Genomic DNA, 18,757 nt, shown 5'->3' with positions numbered 1-18,757 from the left:
GTCAGCTCCTGTCCTGGTCGGTGGCGTGGGCCGCGGAGTGGTCGGCGGAGTGGTCGGCGGCGTGGCGGATCAGCCGGTCGAGCGCATCCGCGGCGGCGCGGGCGAACTCCGGATCGTTGACGTCGAGCGGGGAGTCGAGGACCTCGACCGCGGAGCCGGCGACCGCGGCGAGCACCGCGTCGACCAGCGCGGCATCGGCCTCGGCGTCGGCGAAGACGGCGCACGGCACGCCGATCGCCGAGAGCCCGCCCCTCGGCACGGCCAGCACGGTCGGCCCCTCGGCCGTGGCGAGCTTCCGGCCGATCAGGCCGCCCAGCTCGGTGCTCTCGTCGGCGGTGGTGCGCATCAGCGTCACCGTCGGGTTGTGCACGAAGAACCGCCGCTGCGCGAAGCGCTCCGGGACGCCGTCCCGCGGGCCGAAGTTGACCATGTCCAGCGCTCCGAGGCTGACGACCTGCGGGACGCCTGCGCGCCCGGCCGCCTCGAGCCGGTCGGGGCCGGCCGTGAGCACGCCGCCGACCAGCTCGTCCGCGAGCTCGGTGGTGGTGAGGTCGAGCACCCCCGCGAGGTGCCCAGAACGGGCCAGGGCCTCGACGGCCCGGCCGCCGGAGCCGGTGGCGTGGAAGACGAGGACCTCGTAGCCGAGCTCGTCGAGGCGGGCGCGGGCGACGTCGACGGCGGCGGTCGTCACTCCGAACATGGTGGCCGCGACGAGCGGACGGCCGGACTCCTCCGCGGGCTGCTCGCGCCGGGCGGCGTGCGCGGCGGCCATCCCCGCGATGCCGCCGGCGGCGTTGTCGAGGACCTCGCGGGAGAGGCTGTTGATGCCGGCGATGTCGACGACGCTGTAGGTCATCGTCACGTCGCTCGCGCCGACATAAGGGGCGACGTCGCCCGACGCCATCGTCGAGACGAGCATCTTCGGCAGCCCGACGGGCAGGTCGCGCACGGCGCGGGCGGCGATGGACGAGCCGCCGCTGCCGGCGAGGGCCAGGACGCCGTCGAGACCGCCGTCGCTCCGGAGGCGCTCGAGGACCACGGCGGCGCCCTCTCCCATCGCGGTCATCGCGGCTCCGCGGTCGCCGCGCGAGCGCAGCTCCTCGAGCTCGGCGCCCGCGGCGCGGGCCGTCTCGGCGGCGGTGACGTCGGGAGCGGCGGCCGCTCCGGAGTGCGCGCCGACGCCCACGTCGACGAGCAGCACGTCGACGCCGAGGTCGCGCAGACGGGCGGCCGTCCAGGCGTACTCGGCGCCCTTGGTGTCGAGGGTGCCCACGAGGGCCACCCGGGGTGCCAGTGTCCGGGGTGCCGGTCCTGGGGGTGCTGGCGTCATCGCGGCTCTCCTCCTCCTGGCCGGATCGCTCCGGTCCACGTCGTCGTGGTGCGCCGGGCCCGCCCAGCAGCTGCCCCCATGATGACTCGCATTTTGAAACGTGTCAAACAACATTTCCAGGGCTATGCTGGCGCTCGATTGAAACGTGTCAGAGTCGAGACGCTCACGCAGAGGAGTGCTCGCCCAGCAGGAACGAGGCACCCCGGTGGCCATCCCCTCCTCCCCCCGCATCGAGCACCACCGTGCGGCGCTCGGCATCGGCGAGCGCCGACCCCGCCTCTCCTGGACGAGCCTCGCCGGCGACGACTGGCGTCAGGAGTCGTACGAGCTCGAGCGCGTCGACGCCGCTGGCGACGTGCAGCGCCGACGCGTCGGCTCCGCCGAGTCGGTCCTCGTGCCGTGGCCGTTCGCTCCTCTGACGAGCCGGGAGCGGGTCGAGGTCCGGGTGCGCGTCTTCGGCCGAGGCGAGGACGACGCCCCCTGGAGCCGTCCGACGGCCGTCGAGGCCGGCCTGCTCGAGCCGCAGGACTGGAGCGCGGTGCCCGTCGGCGCCGCCTGGCCGGAGGACCCGGAGTCCGACCGGCGGCCGCCGCTGGTGCGCCGCTCCTTCACGGTCGACGGCGAGGTCGCCTCCGCGCGCCTGTACCTCAGCGCGCACGGCCTGTACGAGGTCGAGCTCAACGGCGCCCGCGTCGGCGACGACACCCTCGCGCCCGGCTGGACGGCCTACGCCGACCGCCTCCGCTACGCCACCCACGACGTCACCGACGCCCTCGTCCCCGGCGAGAACGCGCTCGGCTCCTGGCTCGGCGACGGCTGGTACCGCGGCCGGCTGGGCTGGCGCGGCGGCTTCCGGAACCTCTACGGCACCGACCTCTCCCTGATCGCGCAGCTCGAGATCGTCTACGCCGACGGCCGGCGCGAGACCGTCGCGACCGACCCGTCCTGGCGCGCCGCGCCCGGCCCGATCCTCTTCTCCGGCAACTACGACGGCGAGGTGCACGACGCGCGCGAGGAGCGGGACGGCTGGTCCTCCCCCGGCTTCGACGACGCCGGCTGGACGCCGGTCGCGGTGGCGGAGCGCGATCCGGCGACCCTCGTCGCGCCGCAGGGCCCGCCGGTGCGCTGCACCGAGGAGGTGCGCCCCGTCGCCGTGCTGCGCACCCCGAGCGGCCGGAGCGTGCTCGACCTCGGGCAGAACCTCGTCGGCCGGATGCGGATCCGGCTGAGCGGGCCGCGCGGGGCGACCGTCACCCTCCGTACCGCCGAGATCATGCAGGAGGGCGAGCTCTACACCCGGCCGCTGCGCGACGCCCGCTCCACCGACGTCTACACGCTGGCGGGGCGCGCCCGGGAGGAGTGGGAGCCGCGCTTCACCTTCCACGGCTTCCGCTTCGTCGAGGTCGAGGGCTGGCCGGGAGACCTCGAGGCGGCGGTGGCCGCGGGGGACGTCGTCGCGCGCGTCCTGCACACCGATTTCGAGCGCACCGGCTGGTTCGCCTGCTCCGACCCGCTGGTCGAGCGGCTGCACGAGAACGTGCTGTGGAGCATGCGCGGCAACATGGTGGACATCCCCACCGACTGCCCGCAGCGCGACGAGCGGGTCGGCTGGACCGGGGACATCCAGGTCTTCGCGCCGACCGCGTCGTTCCTCTTCGACGTCTCCGGGATGCTCTCGTCCTGGCTCCGCGACGTGGCGGCCGAGCAGCTGCCCGACGGCACGGTGCCCTGGTACGTCCCGGTGATCCCCGCGCACGCGATGTGGACGCCGATCCGCCCGGGCGCGGCCTGGGGCGACGCGGCGGTCCTCGTGCCGTGGACGCTGTACGAGCGCTTCGGCGACGCCGGGGTGCTGGCGGTGCAGTACGACAGTGCGAAGGCCTGGGTCGAGCTCGTCGAGCGGCTCGCCGGGCCGTCGCGGCTCTGGGACGAGGGCTTCCAGCTGGGCGACTGGCTCGATCCGGACGCTCCTCCCCAGGACCCGGCGGACGCGAAGACCGACCGCTACCTGGTCGCCACGGCCTACTTCGCGCAGTCCGCCCGGCGGCTCGGGCAGACCGCCCGCGTGCTCGGCCGCGAGCAGGACGCCGACCGCTTCCTCGCGCTGGCCGCCGAGGTCCGGGCCGCCTTCGTCGAGCACTACGTCGAGCCGGACGGACGGATGGCCAGCGACGCGCAGACCGCGTACGCGCTCGCCCTCGAGTTCGAGCTGCTGCCGGAGTCACTGCGAACCGCCGCGGGGGCCCGCCTGGCCGAGCTGGTCGCGTCCGCCGGCAACCGCATCTCGACCGGCTTCGTCGGCACGCCGATCGTCTCGGACGCGCTCTCGGGCACCGGCGGGATCGACCGCGCCTACGCACTGCTGCTCGAGCGCGAGTGCCCGTCCTGGCTGTACCCGGTGACCCAGGGCGCGACGACGATCTGGGAGCGCTGGGACAGCCAGCTCCCCGACGGCACGGTGAATCCGGGGACGATGACCTCGTTCAACCACTACGCGCTCGGGGCGGTCGCCGACTGGCTGCACCGGGTGGTCGCGGGTCTCGCGCCGGCGGAGCCGGGCTACCGCTCGATCCTGTTCCGGCCGCGCCCGGGCGGCGGGCTCACCTCGGCGAGCGCCGCCCACCTGACGCCGTACGGCCGCGCCTCCATCGCCTGGACCCTCGCCGACGGCGAGCTGCGCGTCGAGGTCGAGGTGCCCGTGGGGGCCACCGCGGTGCTCGACCTCGAGGGCGCGGAGCCGCGCGCCCTCGGGCCGGGCCGGCACACGGCCGTGGTGGCGGCCGGCACGGGAGTCTCGAGACCCGGCGTGCGCGAGCGGATGATCGGCGGGCCGGTGTCCTGACCGGGGTGGATCTCGATACGCCCGCTCCGCGGGCTACTCGATCAGCATGATTCTCCGCAGACGTACGAGGTGATCTCGCGCCGGGGCTGCCCTGCGTACCGGCTGGAGGTGAGCGTGCTCCCCGACGGGAAGGTGCGGAACGTGAAGACGAGACCCCGCCCCATCGCCGCCCCCGCCCCTCACTCCCCGTCGGCGAAGTCCGTGCTGCGGCTGAGCGGCTCCCACGCGTCGACGTCGGAGCGGAGGGCGTCGAGCGCCGCGCGGAAGGCGTCCGAGGCGTCGTTGCCCAGCAGCAGGATCGACGGCGGCGCGTCCGACTCCACGGCCTCGATCAGGGCGATCGCCGCCTTCGCCGGGTCGCCCTTCTGGGTGCCGTGCACGGTGTCGTGCTCCTTCCGGCGCTTGCCCGCCGTCTCGGCGTAGTCGGCGATCGGCTGCGACGACTGGGTGAGCGAGCGGCCGGCGAAGTCGGTGCGGAAGCCGCCGGGCTCGACCGAGAAGGCGCGGATGCCCAGCGGCGCGACCTCCTTGCGCAGCGACTCGGTCAGCGCCTCGATCGCGGCCTTGACCGCCGCGTAGTAGCCGGAGCCCTCGGGCGAGATCCGGGCGCCGATCGAGGACAGGTTGACGATCACCCCGGAGCGGCGCTCGCGCATCCCGGGCAGGACCGCCTTGATCGTGCGGACGGTGCCGAAGAGGTGGGTGTCGAAGAGCTGCTGCACCGCCGCCTCCTCGCCCTCCTCGACGGCCGCGCGGTAGCCGTAGCCCGCGTTGTTGACGAGCACGTCGATCCCGCCGAAGCGCTCCTCGGCGGCGTGGACCGCGGCGGCGACCTGCGCATCGTCGGTGACGTCGAGCGCGAGGGCGAGCGCGGAGTCGGGGTGCGCCTCGACGATGTCGCGCACGGAGTCGGCGTCGCGCGCCGTGACGACGACGCGGTCGCCGTGGGCGAGGACGGCGGTCGCGAGCGCGCGGCCGAGTCCGGTGGAGCAGCCGGTGATGAGCCAGGTGGTCATGGCGGTCCTTCTTCCTCGAGGTGCCCGCGGACGGCGCGAGCCGGACTCCATTCCACCGCCGCCCGGGCTCCCCGGGACAGGGGTGGACGCGGATCACGGCTGGACGCGTGAGAGGGTGGTCCGGTGTCCACAGTGAGCGTGCCGACGCCGCGCTCGGGGGTGCGGACGCGGCGATTCCGGCGCCTCGCGCGCCTCGGCTTCGCCGTCAACGGCGTCGTGCACCTGCTGATCGGCGGCCTCTCGCTGCGGGTGGCGTTCGGCGACGAGACGACGCAGGAGGCGGATCCGTCCGGTGCGATCGCGCGCCTGGCCGAGTCGCCGGCCGGCCTCGTCGTCGTCTGGGCGGCACTGGTCGCGCTCGTCGCCCTCGGTCTGTGGCAGTTCACCTTCCAGAGCCGCTCGAGCGATCCGAGCCGCGCGAAGCGCTGGGGGCGGCGGATCGTCGAGTCGGGCAAGGGCTTCGCCTCGCTCGCGCTGGCCGGGACGACGCTGGTGTTCGCGCTCGGCGGGTCGACGAGCTCCTCCGCGACCATCCGCGCGATCAGCACCGACCTGCTGGCCCGCCCGGCGGGGTCGATCGTGCTGACGATCGTCGGCGGGATCGTCCTCGGCAGCGGGATCGGCTTCCTCGCCATCGGCGTGCGGCGCGGCTTCCGCAAGCTGGTGCGCATCCCGGCAGGGCGCCGCGGCCTGGCCGTGCTGATCCTGGGCGCCGCCGGCTACGTCTCGAAGGGGATCGCCCTCGGCATCGCCGGCGGTCTCTTCGTCGTCGCGGCGATCACCGGCGACGCCCGGCGGGCGACCGGGCTCGACGGCGCCCTGCGCTTCCTCGACGTCCCGCCCTACGGCACCATCGCGCTGACCGCGATCGGCGCCGGCCTCGTGATGTACGGCGCCTTCCTGATCGCCCGCGCGAAGCTCGCCAAGCTCTGAGGGCCCGGGCTCAGCCCATGACCGCGGCGGGACCGAGCCGCTTCGCGTAGCAGCGGGTCGCCGGCTCGTCGCCCCAGTAGCCGAAGCCGGGGATCGGGTCGTAGCCCGAGCTGCTGTAGAGCGCCATCGCCTCGGGCTGCTCGATGCCGGTGACCAGGCGGAGCAGCGTGACGCCGTGGCGGACGGCCAGCTCCTCGACTCCCGCGAGGAGGAGGCGGCTGTAGCCGCGGCCGCGCGCCGACTCGGTCACGAACATCCGCTTGATCTCGCCGACCGCGCCCTCGGCGGCGAGCGCGACGCAGCCGACGACCTCGGGCCCGACCTGCAGCAGCAGCGTCGGCGCGTCCACGGGCGGCCGCGGCCCGGGGTCGTCGCCGCCGTAGCGCCTCATGATCTCGGCCTCCTGCACGGCGAACAGCCGCCCCGCCACCGCATCCGCCGCCGTCGTCTCGACCATCCGCGCCTCGTCCGCACTCACGCCCCCACCCTCGCACGCTCCCATCGCTCCCCGCGAGATGCCACTTGTGCACGCGACACGCCGAGGAAAGCGTGCACAAGTGGCATCTCGCGGAGGGTCAGCAGACGGCGGAGCGGAACCGGAGGTCGGTGAGGAAGACCCCGTGCCAGCCCTGTCTGCCCTCGTGCTGGGTGTAGGTGAGCGTGCTCCCGGAGGGGAAGACGTCGAAGACGAAGACGTCGTTCTTGAAGTACGCGATGGTCGAGACGTCTCCCTCGACGCGACGGTACGGGTCGGCGAGCGTGCCGGCACCGGTCCCCGCGAAGAGGCCGTCCTGGACGATCGTCGTCGGCGTGACACTGAAGCCCATCGCGTCCCAGTGATCCGGCTGCCAGGCCTGCCGGTCCTGCGAGGTGAAGTCGTAGAACTCGAACCGGAGGTCGACTGGATCGAACAGCCGCCCCTGCGGATCGAAGAACTGGAAGGTCAGGGTCTGCGAGTCGGATCCCGGACTGGGGAGGGTCGTGGCCGGACCCTCGCGCCGCTGATTCAGGACCAGCGCTCTTCTCGGCGCGGTGCCCGAGTACTGCACCTCGGTGCTCTCGAGGTCGGTCTCCCCGGTCACCGCGCCCCATCCGGTTCCGCTCTGAGTCAGGTTGAAGCTCTGACCCTGCGTCGTCGTCGTGGTGCCGGGAGCGAGCACCGAGGTGATCCGCACGGTGGACACCGCACCGGAGGAGCTGGGCGCCAGGAGCACCGCGGTGTCGCCGCCGGTGTTGCTGGTCCGCCTGAAGGCGACCGCGCTGTCGCAGAGGGCGGCGGTGGAGGCGGCAGCGAGAGGCGCCGCGATCACCGCGGCGGCGACCGGAGCGCTCCACACCGCCGCTGCGCTCACGGTTCGGCGGGACGGTCCGGGCGTGGGGGTGGAGGACGAGGACACGGCGGTCCTTTCGATCAGGAGGCGGAGTGCGCCTCGATCCGGCGGAGTGGTAGCGCTGTCATGGCGCTGTGCGGCCAGCCAAGCGCACCCCCTCCGCCGCGAGCAGTCCCCCGTCCGCGCCACACCCCCCGGTGAGCACCTCCGCGAGATGCCACTTGTGCACGCGACACGCCGTGAGAAGCGTGCACAAGTGGCATCTCGCGGGAGGGAGGGAGGGGGCGCGGGTCAGGCGTAGTGGGCGGCGACCTCGGCGAGGCACTCGCGGACGACGCGGACGGCGGGCGAGGCGAGCTGAGCCTCGCGCTGCGCCGTGAAGATGGTGCGGCGGGGGCGGCCGGGCAGCTCGAGCAGGCGGCAGTCGGGCTCGCCGCCGGCCCAGACCAGGTCGGGCATCAGCGCGACCGCGTTGCCCGAGGCGGCGAGGCGGATCTGCGCCTGGAGGTCCGCGGTCTCGAAGCGCACGTCGGGCTCGAAGCGATACGCGGTTCGGCGAGCACAGAAATCTTCACCACTCCGCAAAACACGGCCAACCGCGATCCTCGAAAATACAACTTGAGCACAGATGTACTTCGCGCGATAAACGACGCCGCATGGACCCGCTTGCTGGCATGACGGAACCATACCCACGTCGACCAGTTCCAACCATGCAACCGGGTATTCTTCGTTCTGTGTGCCAAAATCGGTGACTTTCGAACCCCGTCGAGACCTTGTCGAAAAATGACGCGAGCCGCTTTTGTCTCCACCATTGAAATTGCGCGATCAGCCCAGCCTGCAACTCAGGTATACGCTGAATCAAAACAGCCGATCGAAGAAGGATAATTCAGCGAGGGCCCGAGGGCCATGACCGGCCTTCATCAATTTGCTCGTCGATATTTCTGATGAACTTTTCGGCACTCTTCAATTGCTCACGAAGGTGCGCTAATCGAGAAGGATCAGCTTGTTCTGTAACACCTAATCGTGACGCCACTTCAGCGTCGTCGAATGCACTCTTCGACGCATCCTCGAGACGATCCCTTTCTTCGCTCAGCAACTGGATTTCACTTATCATTATTGTTTGCGCGATTGGATCACTTGAATCAATCATCCGTCGACGCAAGTCGTGAAGCTCTCTGTCGAGAATTCCTATTCTTTCGTTTGAACGTGTCACGAATTGCATCAGCGCTAAGGATCGCGGCGAATTGACTCCATAGGACAATAAGCTGTCAATCTGCAGTTGCAGGCTTACCCGCTGCTCCTGCAGGTTTGCGCGTTGTGCGAAGAGCAGGTTCGTATCGCGGGACAGATGCTCGCGGGACACCTCCTCCACCTCCGATAGAGCATCCTCGCTAACGGCGATGTCGAATTTCTTTTTCGCGAAGGCAAGGAATCGTTCTGGTGTGTAGAAATGGACGCGCGACCCGCTCGCGGCAAAATACTCGTCAACGAGTTCGACGCGGGCTCCTTGAGTTCTACCATTAACTCGCCACCACCAGTCCTCCTTCTCGTCGTCCGTGATAAATAGAGCTGGACTTTTACGAACCGCGGCTTCCCGCAGCAATTGAATCCATAGCACCAAATCCCCATAGCGGTCCGGCTCCGGCTTATCCTTGTCACGGTACCCCGGTGGCACCTTGGCTGAATATCGTTTCTCCCCATCACTAAAGACTTGCGCCAAGTCCTCTTCTGACAGTTGCGCTCCTACTCTTGACTCGTAAAGCGTCGAGATAATCGAGAATATTCTGTCATTCTCATCTTGGCCGAGAAGTGTTTTTTCGTACTCATTTTTCGAATTTGTAATGATCGAGCGGACTTCATCGAGGCCTTGAGTAAGCGTGTCTACTATTTGGACCTTGCTAATAAACGGATGAAGCCGAAAGCCGTCGAGCGCTTTGTGTACCTGAGAATCCGCAGAATCAACAGCCTTCTCGAGGTCCGCGTAAGCTCTACCCTGATCCTGGATAACGTCAAGTCTGCGTTTCTGAAACTCTAAACCGACTTGATGCGGAATCCAAAGACTAAGTGCCACTCGCTGCAAGACCTCGATGAACTCGTCTCGTGTCCGCCGGGTGTACCGAAACAGATTAAGCAGAGCGTTCGTGTCTAGGACAATCAGGCCCTCATTCCAAATCTGATCTAATTCTTCTATATTTGGTTGGTAGTAGCCACGGAAAAGGTTCTTCATTCGATTACCACCCGATCAAATCTTGCACCAAAGGATTTATTTGAAAGTTGACTCGAACAGCTTCGGTTACCCAACGACTTGCCGCAAGTGGGTCAGGCGTAGTGGGCGGCGACCTCGGCGAGGCACTCGCGGAAGACGCGGACGGCGGGCGAGGCGAGCTGAGCCTCGCGCTGGGCCGTGAAGATGGTGCGGCGCGGGCGGCCGGGCAGCTCGAGCAGGCGGCAGTCGGGCTCGCCGCCGGCCCAGACCAGGTCGGGCATCAGCGCGACCGCGTTGCCCGACGCGGCGAGACGGATCTGCGCCTGCAGGTCGGCGGTCTCGAAGCGCACGTCGGGCTCGAAGCCGGCGACCCGGCAGGTCTGCTCGGCGAAGTGCCGGCTCGCGGTGCCGCGCGGCTCCATCACCCAGGCGGCGTCGCGCGCGCTCTGCAGGTCGCGAACCGCGGAGTCGTGGCGGACCGCGAGCCGGATCGCATCGGTCGTGAGGTCGCTGCGCACCAGGCCCGGCAGCCAGGACACCGAGTGGCCCGGGTACTGCTCGGCGACGACCAGGTCGAACTCGCGCGCCCAGGAGGTCTCGTGCAGCGCCCCCTCCGGCTCGCGCTGCACCATCTCGACCCGCACCTCGGGCGCCCGCTCGGCGATCGAGTGCAGCGCGCCCGGCATCAGCGCCAGGGCCGCGGACTGGAACACCGCGACCCGCACCCGCCCGGTGACCGACTCCCCCGACGCGGCGAGCGCCGCCTCTGCCCGCTCGAGCAGCGCCAGCACCTCGCCGGCCGCCGCGACCAGGATCTCGGCCTGCGGGGTGAGCTGCACCCGCCGCCCGACCTTGCGCAGCAGCTCGACACCGGTCTCGCGCTCCAGCACGGTGAGCTGCTGCGACACCGCGGAGGGACTGTAGGCGAGGGCCTCCGCGGCGGCGGCCAGGGTGCCACGGATGGCGACCTCGCGCAGCAGCACCAGGCGACGGACGTCGAGCACGGGCGACCTCTCTACGGCAGAGCGAATCAGTAAGGAGGAGTGACCGGTACCGGTAAGGAACGGTCGCTTCTGCTCAACGGTACCCCGGTCGGATACTGACGTCATGACGGATCTCGCCGCTCCTGCCCGCTCCACCGGTCCCTCCTCCGACGACGCCGCCGGGCCCGCCGCCGGTCACGCCGGCCACGCCGGTCCCGCCGCGGACAGCGTCGACCCCGGCCTCGTCGACGCGAGCGTCGCGCTGGTGCGCCAGTGGCTGCGCGACGCCGCCGACATCCCGGTCGACGCCTCCGGCGCCCAGCTCGCCGGCGTGCTGAAGGACCCGACCGGCCTCGACTTCACCGTCGGCTTCGTCGACGGCGTCGTCCGCCCCGAGGACACGAAGGTCGCCGCCGCGGCGCTGCGCTCCATCGCCGGCGGCGTCCCGCGCTTCCTGCCCGCCCCGATGCGCGGTGCGGTCGCCCTCGGCGGCGCGGTGGCCCCGCTGCTCCCGGACGTCGTCGTGCCGATCGCGCGCCGGGTGCTGCGGCAGATGGTCGGCCACCTCATCATCGACGCGACCGACTCGCGCCTCGGCCCGGCGATCGCGAAGATCCGCCGCGACGGCGTCCGGCTGAACATGAATCTGCTCGGCGAGGCGGTCCTCGGCCGCAAGGAGGCGCAGCGCCGCCTCGAGGGCACCCACCGCCTGCTCGCGCGCGACGACGTCGACTACGTCTCGATCAAGGTCTCCTCCACCGTCGCCCCGCACAACCCGTGGGCGTTCGACGCCGCGGTCGACGACATCGTCGAGGAGCTCGCTCCGCTCTTCACCCGCGCCGCGGCCGCGACGCCGCAGAAGTTCGTGAACCTCGACATGGAGGAGTACAAGGACCTCGATCTCACCATCGCGGTCTTCACCCGCCTGCTCGACCGGCCCGAGTTCCTCGGCCTCGAGGCGGGCATCGTGCTGCAGGCCTACCTGCCCGACGCGCTCTCCGCGATGATCCGGCTGCAGGAGTGGAGTGCCGCGCGCCGGTCCCGCGGCGGCGCCGGCATCAAGGTGCGCCTGGTCAAGGGCGCGAACCTGCCGATGGAGCAGGTCGAGGCGTCGGTGCACGGCTGGCCGCTGGCGACCTGGTCGACGAAGCAGGACTCGGACACCCACTACAAGCGCGTGATCGACTACGCGCTGCACCCTGACCGGATCCGGAACGTGCGGGTCGGCGTCGCCGGCCACAACCTCTTCGACGTCGCGTACTCCTGGCTGCTGGCCGGCGAGCGCGGTGTCCGCGAGGGGATCGAGTACGAGATGCTGCTCGGCATGGCGCAGGGCCAGGCGGAGGCGGTGCGCCGCACGGTCGGCTCGCTGCTGCTCTACACGCCGGTCGTCTCGCCCGCCGAGTTCGACGTCGCGATCGCCTACCTGATCCGCCGGCTCGAGGAGGGCGCGTCGAGCGACAACTTCATGTCGGCCGTCTTCGAGCTCGAGGCGCAGCCCGCGCTGTTCGCCCGTGAGGAGGCCCGCTTCCGCGCCTCCGTCAGCGCGCTCGACGGAGCGGTGCCGCCCGCGCACCGGGTCGCCGACCGCTTCGCCGCGACCGGCCGCCCCGGCTTCGGCGACTTCCGCAGCACCCCGGACACCGACCCGTCCGTCGCGGCGAACCGCGCCTGGGCCGAGGAGATCCTCGCCCGCGTGCCCTCCTCCCGCGCCGGGATCGACGCGATCGAGGCCGCGACGATCGCCACCCGCGAGGAGCTGGAGGCGGCCCTCGCCGCGACCCGCGCCGCCGGCTCCGCGTGGGGGGCCCTGCCCGCCGACGAGCGGGCGCGCATCCTGCACCGCGCCGGCGACGAGCTCGAGGCGCGCCGCGGCGAGCTGCTCGAGGTGATGGCCGCCGAGGCCGGCAAGACGATCGACCAGGGCGATCCGGAGGTGTCCGAGGCGATCGACTTCGCGCACTACTACGCCGAGCAGGCCCGTGAGCTCGACTCGGTGGACGGCGCGGTCTTCCACCCCGCGCAGCTGACGCTCGTCGCTCCGCCGTGGAACTTCCCGGTCGCGATCCCCGCGGGCGGTGCGCTCGCCGCGCTGGCCGCCGGCTCGGCCGCGGTGCTGAAGCCCGCCGGGCCGACCGCGCGCTGCGGCGCCGTGCTGGCCGAGGCGCTCTGGGCCGCGGGTGTGCCCCGCGAGGCACTCCTGCTGCTCCGTCTGCCGGAGGAGGAGCTGGGCGCCGACCTCGTCGCGCATCGCTCGGTGGACCGGGTGATCCTCACCGGCGCATACGAGACCGCCGAGCTGTTCCGCTCCTTCCGGCACGACCTGCCGCTGCTCGCCGAGACCAGTGGCAAGAACGCGATCATCGTCACGCCCTCCGCCGACCTCGATCTCGCCGTGAAGGACGTCGTCGCGAGCGCCTTCGGCCACGCCGGCCAGAAGTGCTCGGCCGCGTCGCTCGTCGTGCTGGTCGGCTCGGTCGCGCGCTCCAAGCGCTTCCGCGCGCAGCTGCTCGACGCGGTCGACTCGCTCACCGTCGGCCTGCCGACCGATCCCGCGACCCGGATGGGGCCGGTGATCGAGCCCGCCGCGGGCAAGCTGCTGCGCGGCCTCACGACCCTCGGTGAGGGCGAGCGCTGGCTGCTGCAGCCGCGCGCGCTCGACGACAGCGGGCTGCTGTGGAGCCCGGGCGTCCGCGACGGCGTGCGCCGCGGCTCCGAGTACCACCGCACCGAGTACTTCGGCCCGATCCTCGGCATCATGACCGCGGCGACGCTCGAGGACGCGATCGCGCTCGTCAACGAGGTCGACTACGGCCTCACCTCCGGGCTGCACGCGCTCGACCCGGCCGAGATCGGCACCTGGCTGGGCGGGATCCAGGCCGGCAACCTCTACGTCAACCGCGGCATCACCGGCGCGATCGTCGAGCGCCAGCCGTTCGGCGGCTGGAAGAAGTCGGCGGTCGGACCGGGCACCAAGGCCGGCGGACCGGACTACCTGCTCGGGCTGGGGTCGTGGACCTCGGCACCGTCGACGGCCACCGCCGCGGTCGAGGACCCGCGCGTCGGCCGGCTCGTGGCCGCCGCCCGCGCGGAGCTGTCGCCCGCGGAGGCGGACGCCGTCGAGCGGATGGCCCGCAGTGCGGCGCAGGCTCTGGCAGCGGGTGCCGCCCGCGACGTCACCGGGCTGGCCGCCGAGCGCAACGTGTTCCGGCACCTGCCGTACGACGCCCCGGTGCTGATCCGCCTCGCGGACGGCGAGCCGGTCGGCTCGCTCGCGCAGGTCGTCGTCGCCGCGGCGACCGCGGGCACCCGGGTGGCGGTCTCGAGCGCGACGGAGCTGCCGCCGCAGCTCGTCTCCGCCATCGCGTCGGGAGCCTCGGCGGTCGCCGTCGAGGACGAGGCCGCCTTCGCAGCGCGCGTCCGCGAGCACGGCGCCGGCCGGGTGCGCCTGCTGGGCGCCGACGCCTCCTCGGTGACGCCCATCACCGGCGGCCGCCCCGACCTCGCGGTCTACGCGAACGAGGCGACCGAGTCCGGCCGCCTCGAGCTGCTCCCGTTCCTCCGCGAGCAGGCCGTCTCGATCACCGCCCACCGCTTCGGCACCCCGGACCACCTGACGGACGCCCTGCTCTGACCTCTTCCGCGAGATGCCACTTGTGCACGCTTTTCACGGCGTGTCGCGCGCACAAGTGGCATCTCGCGGATGGTCGAGCTGCGTCAGAAGAGGCCGCGGGGGGACTCCACGGAGGCGAGGACGCCGGGGGCCGCGACGATCGTCAGGCGGGCGACCTCGTCGGCGGTCAGCTCAGGCAGGCGCTGCGCGAGGTCGAGGAAGCGCTCGATCTCGGGCTCCTCGAGGACGTCGGCGGCGAGGGTGCGGAACTTCGCGACGTACTGCTCCCGGGTGAACGGGTGCGCGCCGAGCGGGTGCGCGTCCGCCACCGCGATCTCGTCCACGATCGTCGTGCCGTCGGTGAGCAGGATCTCGACGCGGGCGCCGAACGCCTTCTCGGCCGGGTCCGTCGAGTGGTAGCGGCGCGTCCACTCCGCGTCCTCCTCCGTCGTCGTGCGCTGCCAGAGCGCGACGGTGTCGGGGCGGGCGGCGCGCTCGGGGGCGTAGCTGCGCTCGTGGTGCCAGGCGCCGTCCTGCAGCGCGACCGCGAAGATGTACGGCACGGAGTGGTCGAGCGTCTCGCGCGACGCCGTCGGGTCGTACTTCTGCGGGTCGTTCGCGCCCGAGCCGATCACGTAGTGGGTGTGGTGCGAGGTGTGCAGGACGATCCGCTCGACGCGCTCGGGATCGGCGGCCTCGGGGTGCGCGTGATGCAGGCGGCGGGCCAGGTCGATCAGCGCCTGCGCCTGGTACTCGGCCGAGTGCTCCTTCGTGTAGGTGTCGAGGATGGCGCGCTTGGCTTCGCCCGCGTCGGGCAGCGGCACGTCGTAGGAGGCGTCGGGGCCGTCGAGCAGCCAGGCGATCACGCCGTCCTCGCCCTCGTAGATCGGCGACGGGCTGGTCTCGCCGCGCATCGCCCGGTCGACGGCCTCGATGGCGGCCTTGCCGGCGAAGGCGGGGGCGTACGCCTTCCAGCTCGAGATCTCGCCCTTGCGCGACTGGCGGGTGGCGGTCGTTGTGTGCAGCGCCTGAGCGATCGCCTGCTCGATGACGGCGACGTCGAGGCCGAGCATCGTGCCGAGTCCGGCCGCAGCCGAGGGGCCGAGGTGCGCGACGTGGTCGATCTTGTGCCGGTGCAGGCTGATCGCGCGGACGAGGTCGACCTGGACCTCGTAGCCGGTGACGATGCCGCGGACCAGCCGGGCGCCGTCGATGCCCGCGTGCTGGGCGACGGCGACCAGCGGCGGGATGTTGTCCCCGGGATGCGAGTACTCGGCCGCGAGGAAGGTGTCGTGGTAGTCGAGCTCGCGGACGGCGACGCCGTTCGCCCACGCGGCCCACTCGGGCGAGACGCGGCGGCCCGGGTCGACGCCGAACACCGTCGCGCCCTCGCCGCCGATGGAGGCGGGGTGGGCGAGCGCCTGCGAGCGCGCGGCGACCACGGGGCGGCGCACCAGCGACGCGGCGGCGACGGCCGCGTTGTCGATGACGCGGTTGACGACCATCTCGGCGACCTCGGCCTCGACCTCGACGGGATCGGCGGCGACCTGGGCCAGGGCGTGGGCGAGCTGCCCGTGGCGCGGGAGGTCCTCGTCGCTGCGGTGGACGCGGACGTGGTGTTCGTGCACGGGGGCTCCTTCGGCTCGTCCCTGCCAATCTAGCGGCGGGGCCGCCGGGCAGACTGTCGGCATGACCGCCACCCGCGTGGCCGCGTTCGACTGCGGCACCAACTCCCTCCGGCTCCTGATCGCGGACGTCGAGGACGGCCGCCTCGTCGACGTCCTCCGCCGCACCGAGCTCGTCCGGCTCGGCCACGGCGTGGACCGCACCGGCCGCTTCGACCCCGAGGCGCTCGAGCGGACCCTCGCCGTGACCCGCGAGTACGCCGAGCTGGTCCGCGAGGCCGGGGCCGAGCGCGTGCGCTTCGTCGCCACCTCCGCGACCCGCGACGCGGCGGACCGCGAGGACTTCCTCGGCGCGGTCGAGCGGATCATCGGCGTCCGCCCCGAGACGATCAGCGGCGAGGAGGAGGCGGCCCTCTCCTTCCGCGGCGCGCTCTCGGCCGTCGACGCGCCCCGGCCCGTCCTCGTCGTGGACCTCGGGGGCGGCTCGACGGAGCTGGTCGTCGGGAGCACGGTTCCGGAGCAGGCGCACTCGATGGACGTCGGCAGCGTCCGGCTCACCGAGCGCCACCGCGCCGGCGGGGGTGCACCGACCGCGGAGCAGCGAAGCGCGATCCGCGCCGACGTCCGCCGGGCGCTGGCCGCCTCCCCCGTCGACCTCTCGGCCGCGCGCAGTGTCGTCGGCGTCGCGGCGACGGTCCTGACGGTGACCGCGCACGTCCTCCGCCTCGAGGCCTACGACCGCGACGCGCTCGAGGCGACCCTGCCGATCCGCGACGTCCTGGCCGCCTGCGACGAGCTCGCCGCGCTCTCCCCTGCCGCGACCGCCGCCCTCCCCTACGTCCGCGCCGGCCGCGAGGACGTCCTCGGCGCCGGCGCCGCGATCTGGTCCGAGGTCCTCCGCGCCGTCCAGGAGGCCTCCCCCGCCGTGACGTCGGTCACGACGACGGCCCACGACATCCTCGACGGCCTGGCCCTGCACCTCTGACCCCTCTGCACCTCTGATCCCCTCCGCGAGATGCCACTTATGAGCGCGACACGCCGCAGAACGAGCACACAAGTGGCATCTCGCGGGAGGGGTCAGCGCGTGAGGGTGCTGCCGGAGTCGTGGGGGAGGCGGGCGGCGGCGATCAGGGGGACGAGGGTCAGGACGGCGAGCGTCAGGAAGGCGAAGCGGTAGGGGACGAGGCCGGGGCCGAACGCGGCACCCGCGGCCAGCGCGATGCCGCCGGCGGCGACGCCGAAGCCCGCGGCGATCTGCTGGGTCGTCGCGCTGAGGGTGTTCGCGCCCGACATCCCCTCGGGCGCCACCTCGGCGAAGGTGACCGTGTTGTAGGCGGTGAAGCCGGCCGAGCGCGCGACACCGCTGAGCACCAGCAGCGCCACGATCAGCGGGACGGGCACACCAGGATCGAGGAACGCCATCGCGACCATGCAGGCGATGCCGACGACGTTCGCCGCGACGAGCACCCCGCGGAAGCCGACCGTGTGCAGGAGCCAGGTCGTTGCCGGCTTGATCGCCAGATTGCCGACGAAGAGCGCGAGCACGATCGAGCCGGCCTGCACCGCGTTCCAGCCGAAGGCGTCCTGGAAGAGCAGCGGCAGCAGGAACGGCACCGCGTTGATCGTCGCCCGGTAGAGCGAGCCGCTCGCGTTCGCGACCCGGAACGTCGAGAAGCGGAAGGCGTCCAGCGGCACGAGCGGGTGCGGCGTGCGGCGCAGGTGCCGGACCGCGACGGCGGTGACGAGGGCGCCGGTCACGGCCAGGCCGAGCGCGACGGTGTTTGAGCCGCTGCCGGTCACGAAGCCGGTCGCGCCGACCAGCGCGCCGAGTCCGACCGCGACCAGGAGCAGGCCGACGACGTCCAGCGGAGGCGGTGAGGCCTCGACGCCGGCCGGGATGATCCGCCGCGCGATCACGAAGGCGACGACGCCCAGCGGCAGGTTGATCAGGAAGATCCAGTGCCAGGAGGCGTAGGTCGTCAGCAGCCCGCCGAGGAACGGCGCGAGGATAGGCGCGACCAGGCCCGGCCAGACCAGGATCGCGATGGCGCGGATGATCCCCTCCCGCGGCGTGACCCGCAGCACCGCGAGCCGGCCGACCGGCACCATCAGCGCGCCGCCGACGCCCTGCAGCACGCGGGCCGCCACGAGCAGCGGCAGGGTCGGGCTGAGCGCGCAGAGCAGCGACGCGAGCGTGAACACCGCGATCGCGGTCGTGAAGACCCGGCGCACGCCGAAGCGCTCGCTCAGCCAGCCGGAGGCGGGGATCAGCACCGCGACGGTGAGCAGGAACGCGGTGACGGTGATCGCGACGGCGGCGGAGTCGACGCCCAGGTCGGCGCCGATCGCGGGCGCCGCGGTGGTGACGATCGTCGCGTCCAGGTTCTCCATGAAGAAGCAGCCCGCGACGAGGAGGGCGATCGCGCGCTGACGGCGGGGATCCAGGGCGGCCTCCTGCGGGGACGGGTGCGGCGGGGCGGGCGCCGGGACGACAAGGGCGAGCGTAGCGCGCGGCCCGGCACGACTCGGCCCGGTACCGTCGAGGGCATGAGCGCCTCCGAGAACCGCACCGTCCAGCTCCGCCGCTACGAGCTCGTCGACGGGGTGATGGACGACTTCCTGGCCTGGTACCGCGCGAAGATCGTCCCCGCCCGCGCCGCGCACGGCTTCACGATCGAGTTCGCCTACGCCGACCGCGAGGTGAACGAGTTCGTCTGGGCCGTCAGCACCCCGGGCGACGCGGAGGCGTTCGCCGAGATCGAGAAGGCCTACCTCGCCTCCCCCGAGCGCGAGGCCGCCTTCGCCTGCGAGCCGACCCGCGTGGCCGTCCACCACGTCCGGCTCGTCGAGCGCATCGTCTGAGCGGGGCGGGGCGGCT

Annotated in this window: 14 protein-coding genes; 5 read left to right on the top strand and 9 right to left on the bottom strand. The window is 72.0% G+C overall.

Features of this window, described 5'->3' with window-relative positions; genetic code table 11:
* Position 1: 1 nt before the first annotated feature.
* A complete protein-coding gene (locus EDF45_RS01960; RefSeq protein ID WP_123734776.1) occupies positions 2–1,330 on the bottom strand; it encodes a Tm-1-like ATP-binding domain-containing protein in 1,329 nt (442 codons plus the stop codon).
* A gap of 205 nt (positions 1,331–1,535) precedes the next feature.
* On the opposite strand from EDF45_RS01960, the gene EDF45_RS01955 reads away from it, so the two are divergent.
* The gene (locus tag EDF45_RS01955) at positions 1,536–4,172 is read left to right on the top strand and encodes an alpha-L-rhamnosidase (RefSeq protein WP_123734775.1); all 2,637 of its coding nucleotides are present in this window, start codon (positions 1,536–1,538) and stop codon (positions 4,170–4,172) included.
* A gap of 179 nt (positions 4,173–4,351) precedes the next feature.
* On the opposite strand, the gene EDF45_RS01950 is transcribed toward EDF45_RS01955, so the two are convergent.
* Positions 4,352–5,188, bottom strand: coding sequence for an oxidoreductase (locus EDF45_RS01950; RefSeq protein WP_123734774.1), 837 nt, complete (start codon positions 5,186–5,188; stop codon positions 4,352–4,354).
* Positions 5,189–5,311: 123 nt separating this feature from the next.
* Here EDF45_RS01950 and EDF45_RS01945 point away from each other — a divergent pair, with 123 nt between their 5' ends.
* On the top strand, positions 5,312–6,121 hold the full coding sequence (locus EDF45_RS01945; RefSeq protein ID WP_123701506.1) for a DUF1206 domain-containing protein: 810 nt from the start codon (positions 5,312–5,314) through the stop codon (positions 6,119–6,121).
* A gap of 10 nt (positions 6,122–6,131) precedes the next feature.
* Here the strand turns inward: EDF45_RS01945 and EDF45_RS01940 are convergent, their stop codons facing one another.
* From EDF45_RS01940 to EDF45_RS01925, 5 genes are all read right to left on the bottom strand, one after another.
* On the bottom strand, positions 6,132–6,599 hold the full coding sequence (locus EDF45_RS01940; protein ID WP_185020065.1) for a GNAT family N-acetyltransferase: 468 nt from the start codon (positions 6,597–6,599) through the stop codon (positions 6,132–6,134).
* A 97-nt stretch (positions 6,600–6,696) separates the two neighbouring features.
* The gene (locus EDF45_RS01935) at positions 6,697–7,518 is read right to left on the bottom strand and encodes a hypothetical protein (protein ID WP_148060203.1); all 822 of its coding nucleotides are present in this window, start codon (positions 7,516–7,518) and stop codon (positions 6,697–6,699) included.
* Positions 7,519–7,743: 225 nt separating this feature from the next.
* The gene (locus tag EDF45_RS01930; RefSeq protein ID WP_123734771.1) at positions 7,744–8,139 is read right to left on the bottom strand and encodes a LysR substrate-binding domain-containing protein; all 396 of its coding nucleotides are present in this window, start codon (positions 8,137–8,139) and stop codon (positions 7,744–7,746) included.
* Positions 8,140–8,338: 199 nt separating this feature from the next.
* The gene (locus EDF45_RS20955) at positions 8,339–9,679 is read right to left on the bottom strand and encodes a PIN-like domain-containing protein (protein ID WP_148060202.1); all 1,341 of its coding nucleotides are present in this window, start codon (positions 9,677–9,679) and stop codon (positions 8,339–8,341) included.
* Between the two features lie 92 nt (positions 9,680–9,771).
* Positions 9,772–10,662 (bottom strand): LysR family transcriptional regulator, encoded by an 891-nt coding sequence (locus EDF45_RS01925; protein ID WP_123734770.1) that lies wholly within the window; start codon positions 10,660–10,662, stop codon positions 9,772–9,774.
* 103 nt (positions 10,663–10,765) lie between these two features.
* On the opposite strand from EDF45_RS01925, the gene EDF45_RS01920 reads away from it, so the two are divergent.
* Positions 10,766–14,275 carry a bifunctional proline dehydrogenase/L-glutamate gamma-semialdehyde dehydrogenase gene (locus EDF45_RS01920; protein ID WP_123734769.1) on the top strand — a complete coding sequence of 1,170 codons (3,510 nt, stop codon included), beginning with the start codon at positions 10,766–10,768 and terminating at the stop codon, positions 14,273–14,275.
* A gap of 83 nt (positions 14,276–14,358) precedes the next feature.
* Here EDF45_RS01920 and EDF45_RS01915 read toward each other — a convergent pair whose 3' ends face one another.
* Complete coding sequence (locus EDF45_RS01915; RefSeq protein ID WP_260311735.1) at positions 14,359–15,882, bottom strand: MmgE/PrpD family protein; 1,524 nt, start codon at positions 15,880–15,882, stop codon at positions 14,359–14,361.
* 61 nt (positions 15,883–15,943) lie between these two features.
* On the opposite strand from EDF45_RS01915, the gene EDF45_RS01910 reads away from it, so the two are divergent.
* Positions 15,944–16,864, top strand: a complete 921-nt coding sequence (locus EDF45_RS01910; RefSeq protein ID WP_123734768.1) for an exopolyphosphatase — start codon at positions 15,944–15,946, stop codon at positions 16,862–16,864.
* 92 nt (positions 16,865–16,956) lie between these two features.
* On the opposite strand, the gene EDF45_RS01905 is transcribed toward EDF45_RS01910, so the two are convergent.
* A complete protein-coding gene (locus EDF45_RS01905) occupies positions 16,957–18,300 on the bottom strand; it encodes an MFS transporter (RefSeq protein WP_260311940.1) in 1,344 nt (447 codons plus the stop codon).
* Positions 18,301–18,426: 126 nt separating this feature from the next.
* Between EDF45_RS01905 and EDF45_RS01900 the strand changes: the two genes are divergently transcribed.
* Positions 18,427–18,741: an NIPSNAP family protein gene (locus tag EDF45_RS01900; RefSeq protein WP_123734766.1), complete on the top strand. Its 315-nt coding sequence runs from the start codon at positions 18,427–18,429 to the stop codon at positions 18,739–18,741.
* Positions 18,742–18,757: the final 16 nt, after the last annotated feature.

Source organism: Rathayibacter sp. PhB186 (assembly GCF_003751825.1).
GTDB lineage: Bacteria > Actinomycetota > Actinomycetes > Actinomycetales > Microbacteriaceae > Rathayibacter > Rathayibacter festucae.
Note: the sequence above shows the minus strand (reverse complement) of the source record. Positions and strands in the feature narration are given on the sequence as shown.

Bases quoted from the DNA above. Each gene is read 5' to 3' on its own strand.
- EDF45_RS01960 (WP_123734776.1), bottom strand. From the start codon at position 1,330: ATGACGCCAGCACCCCCAGGACCGGCACCCCGGACACTGGCACCCCGG.
- EDF45_RS01950 (WP_123734774.1), bottom strand. From the start codon at position 5,188: ATGACCACCTGGCTCATCACCGGCTGCTCCACCGGACTCGGCCGCGCG.
- EDF45_RS01930 (WP_123734771.1), bottom strand. From the start codon at position 8,139: ATGGTTCCGTCATGCCAGCAAGCGGGTCCATGCGGCGTCGTTTATCGC.
- EDF45_RS20955 (WP_148060202.1), bottom strand. From the start codon at position 9,679: ATGAAGAACCTTTTCCGTGGCTACTACCAACCAAATATAGAAGAATTA.
- EDF45_RS01920 (WP_123734769.1), top strand. From the start codon at position 10,766: ATGACGGATCTCGCCGCTCCTGCCCGCTCCACCGGTCCCTCCTCCGAC.
- EDF45_RS01910 (WP_123734768.1), top strand. From the start codon at position 15,944: ATGACCGCCACCCGCGTGGCCGCGTTCGACTGCGGCACCAACTCCCTC.
- EDF45_RS01900 (WP_123734766.1), top strand. From the start codon at position 18,427: ATGAGCGCCTCCGAGAACCGCACCGTCCAGCTCCGCCGCTACGAGCTC.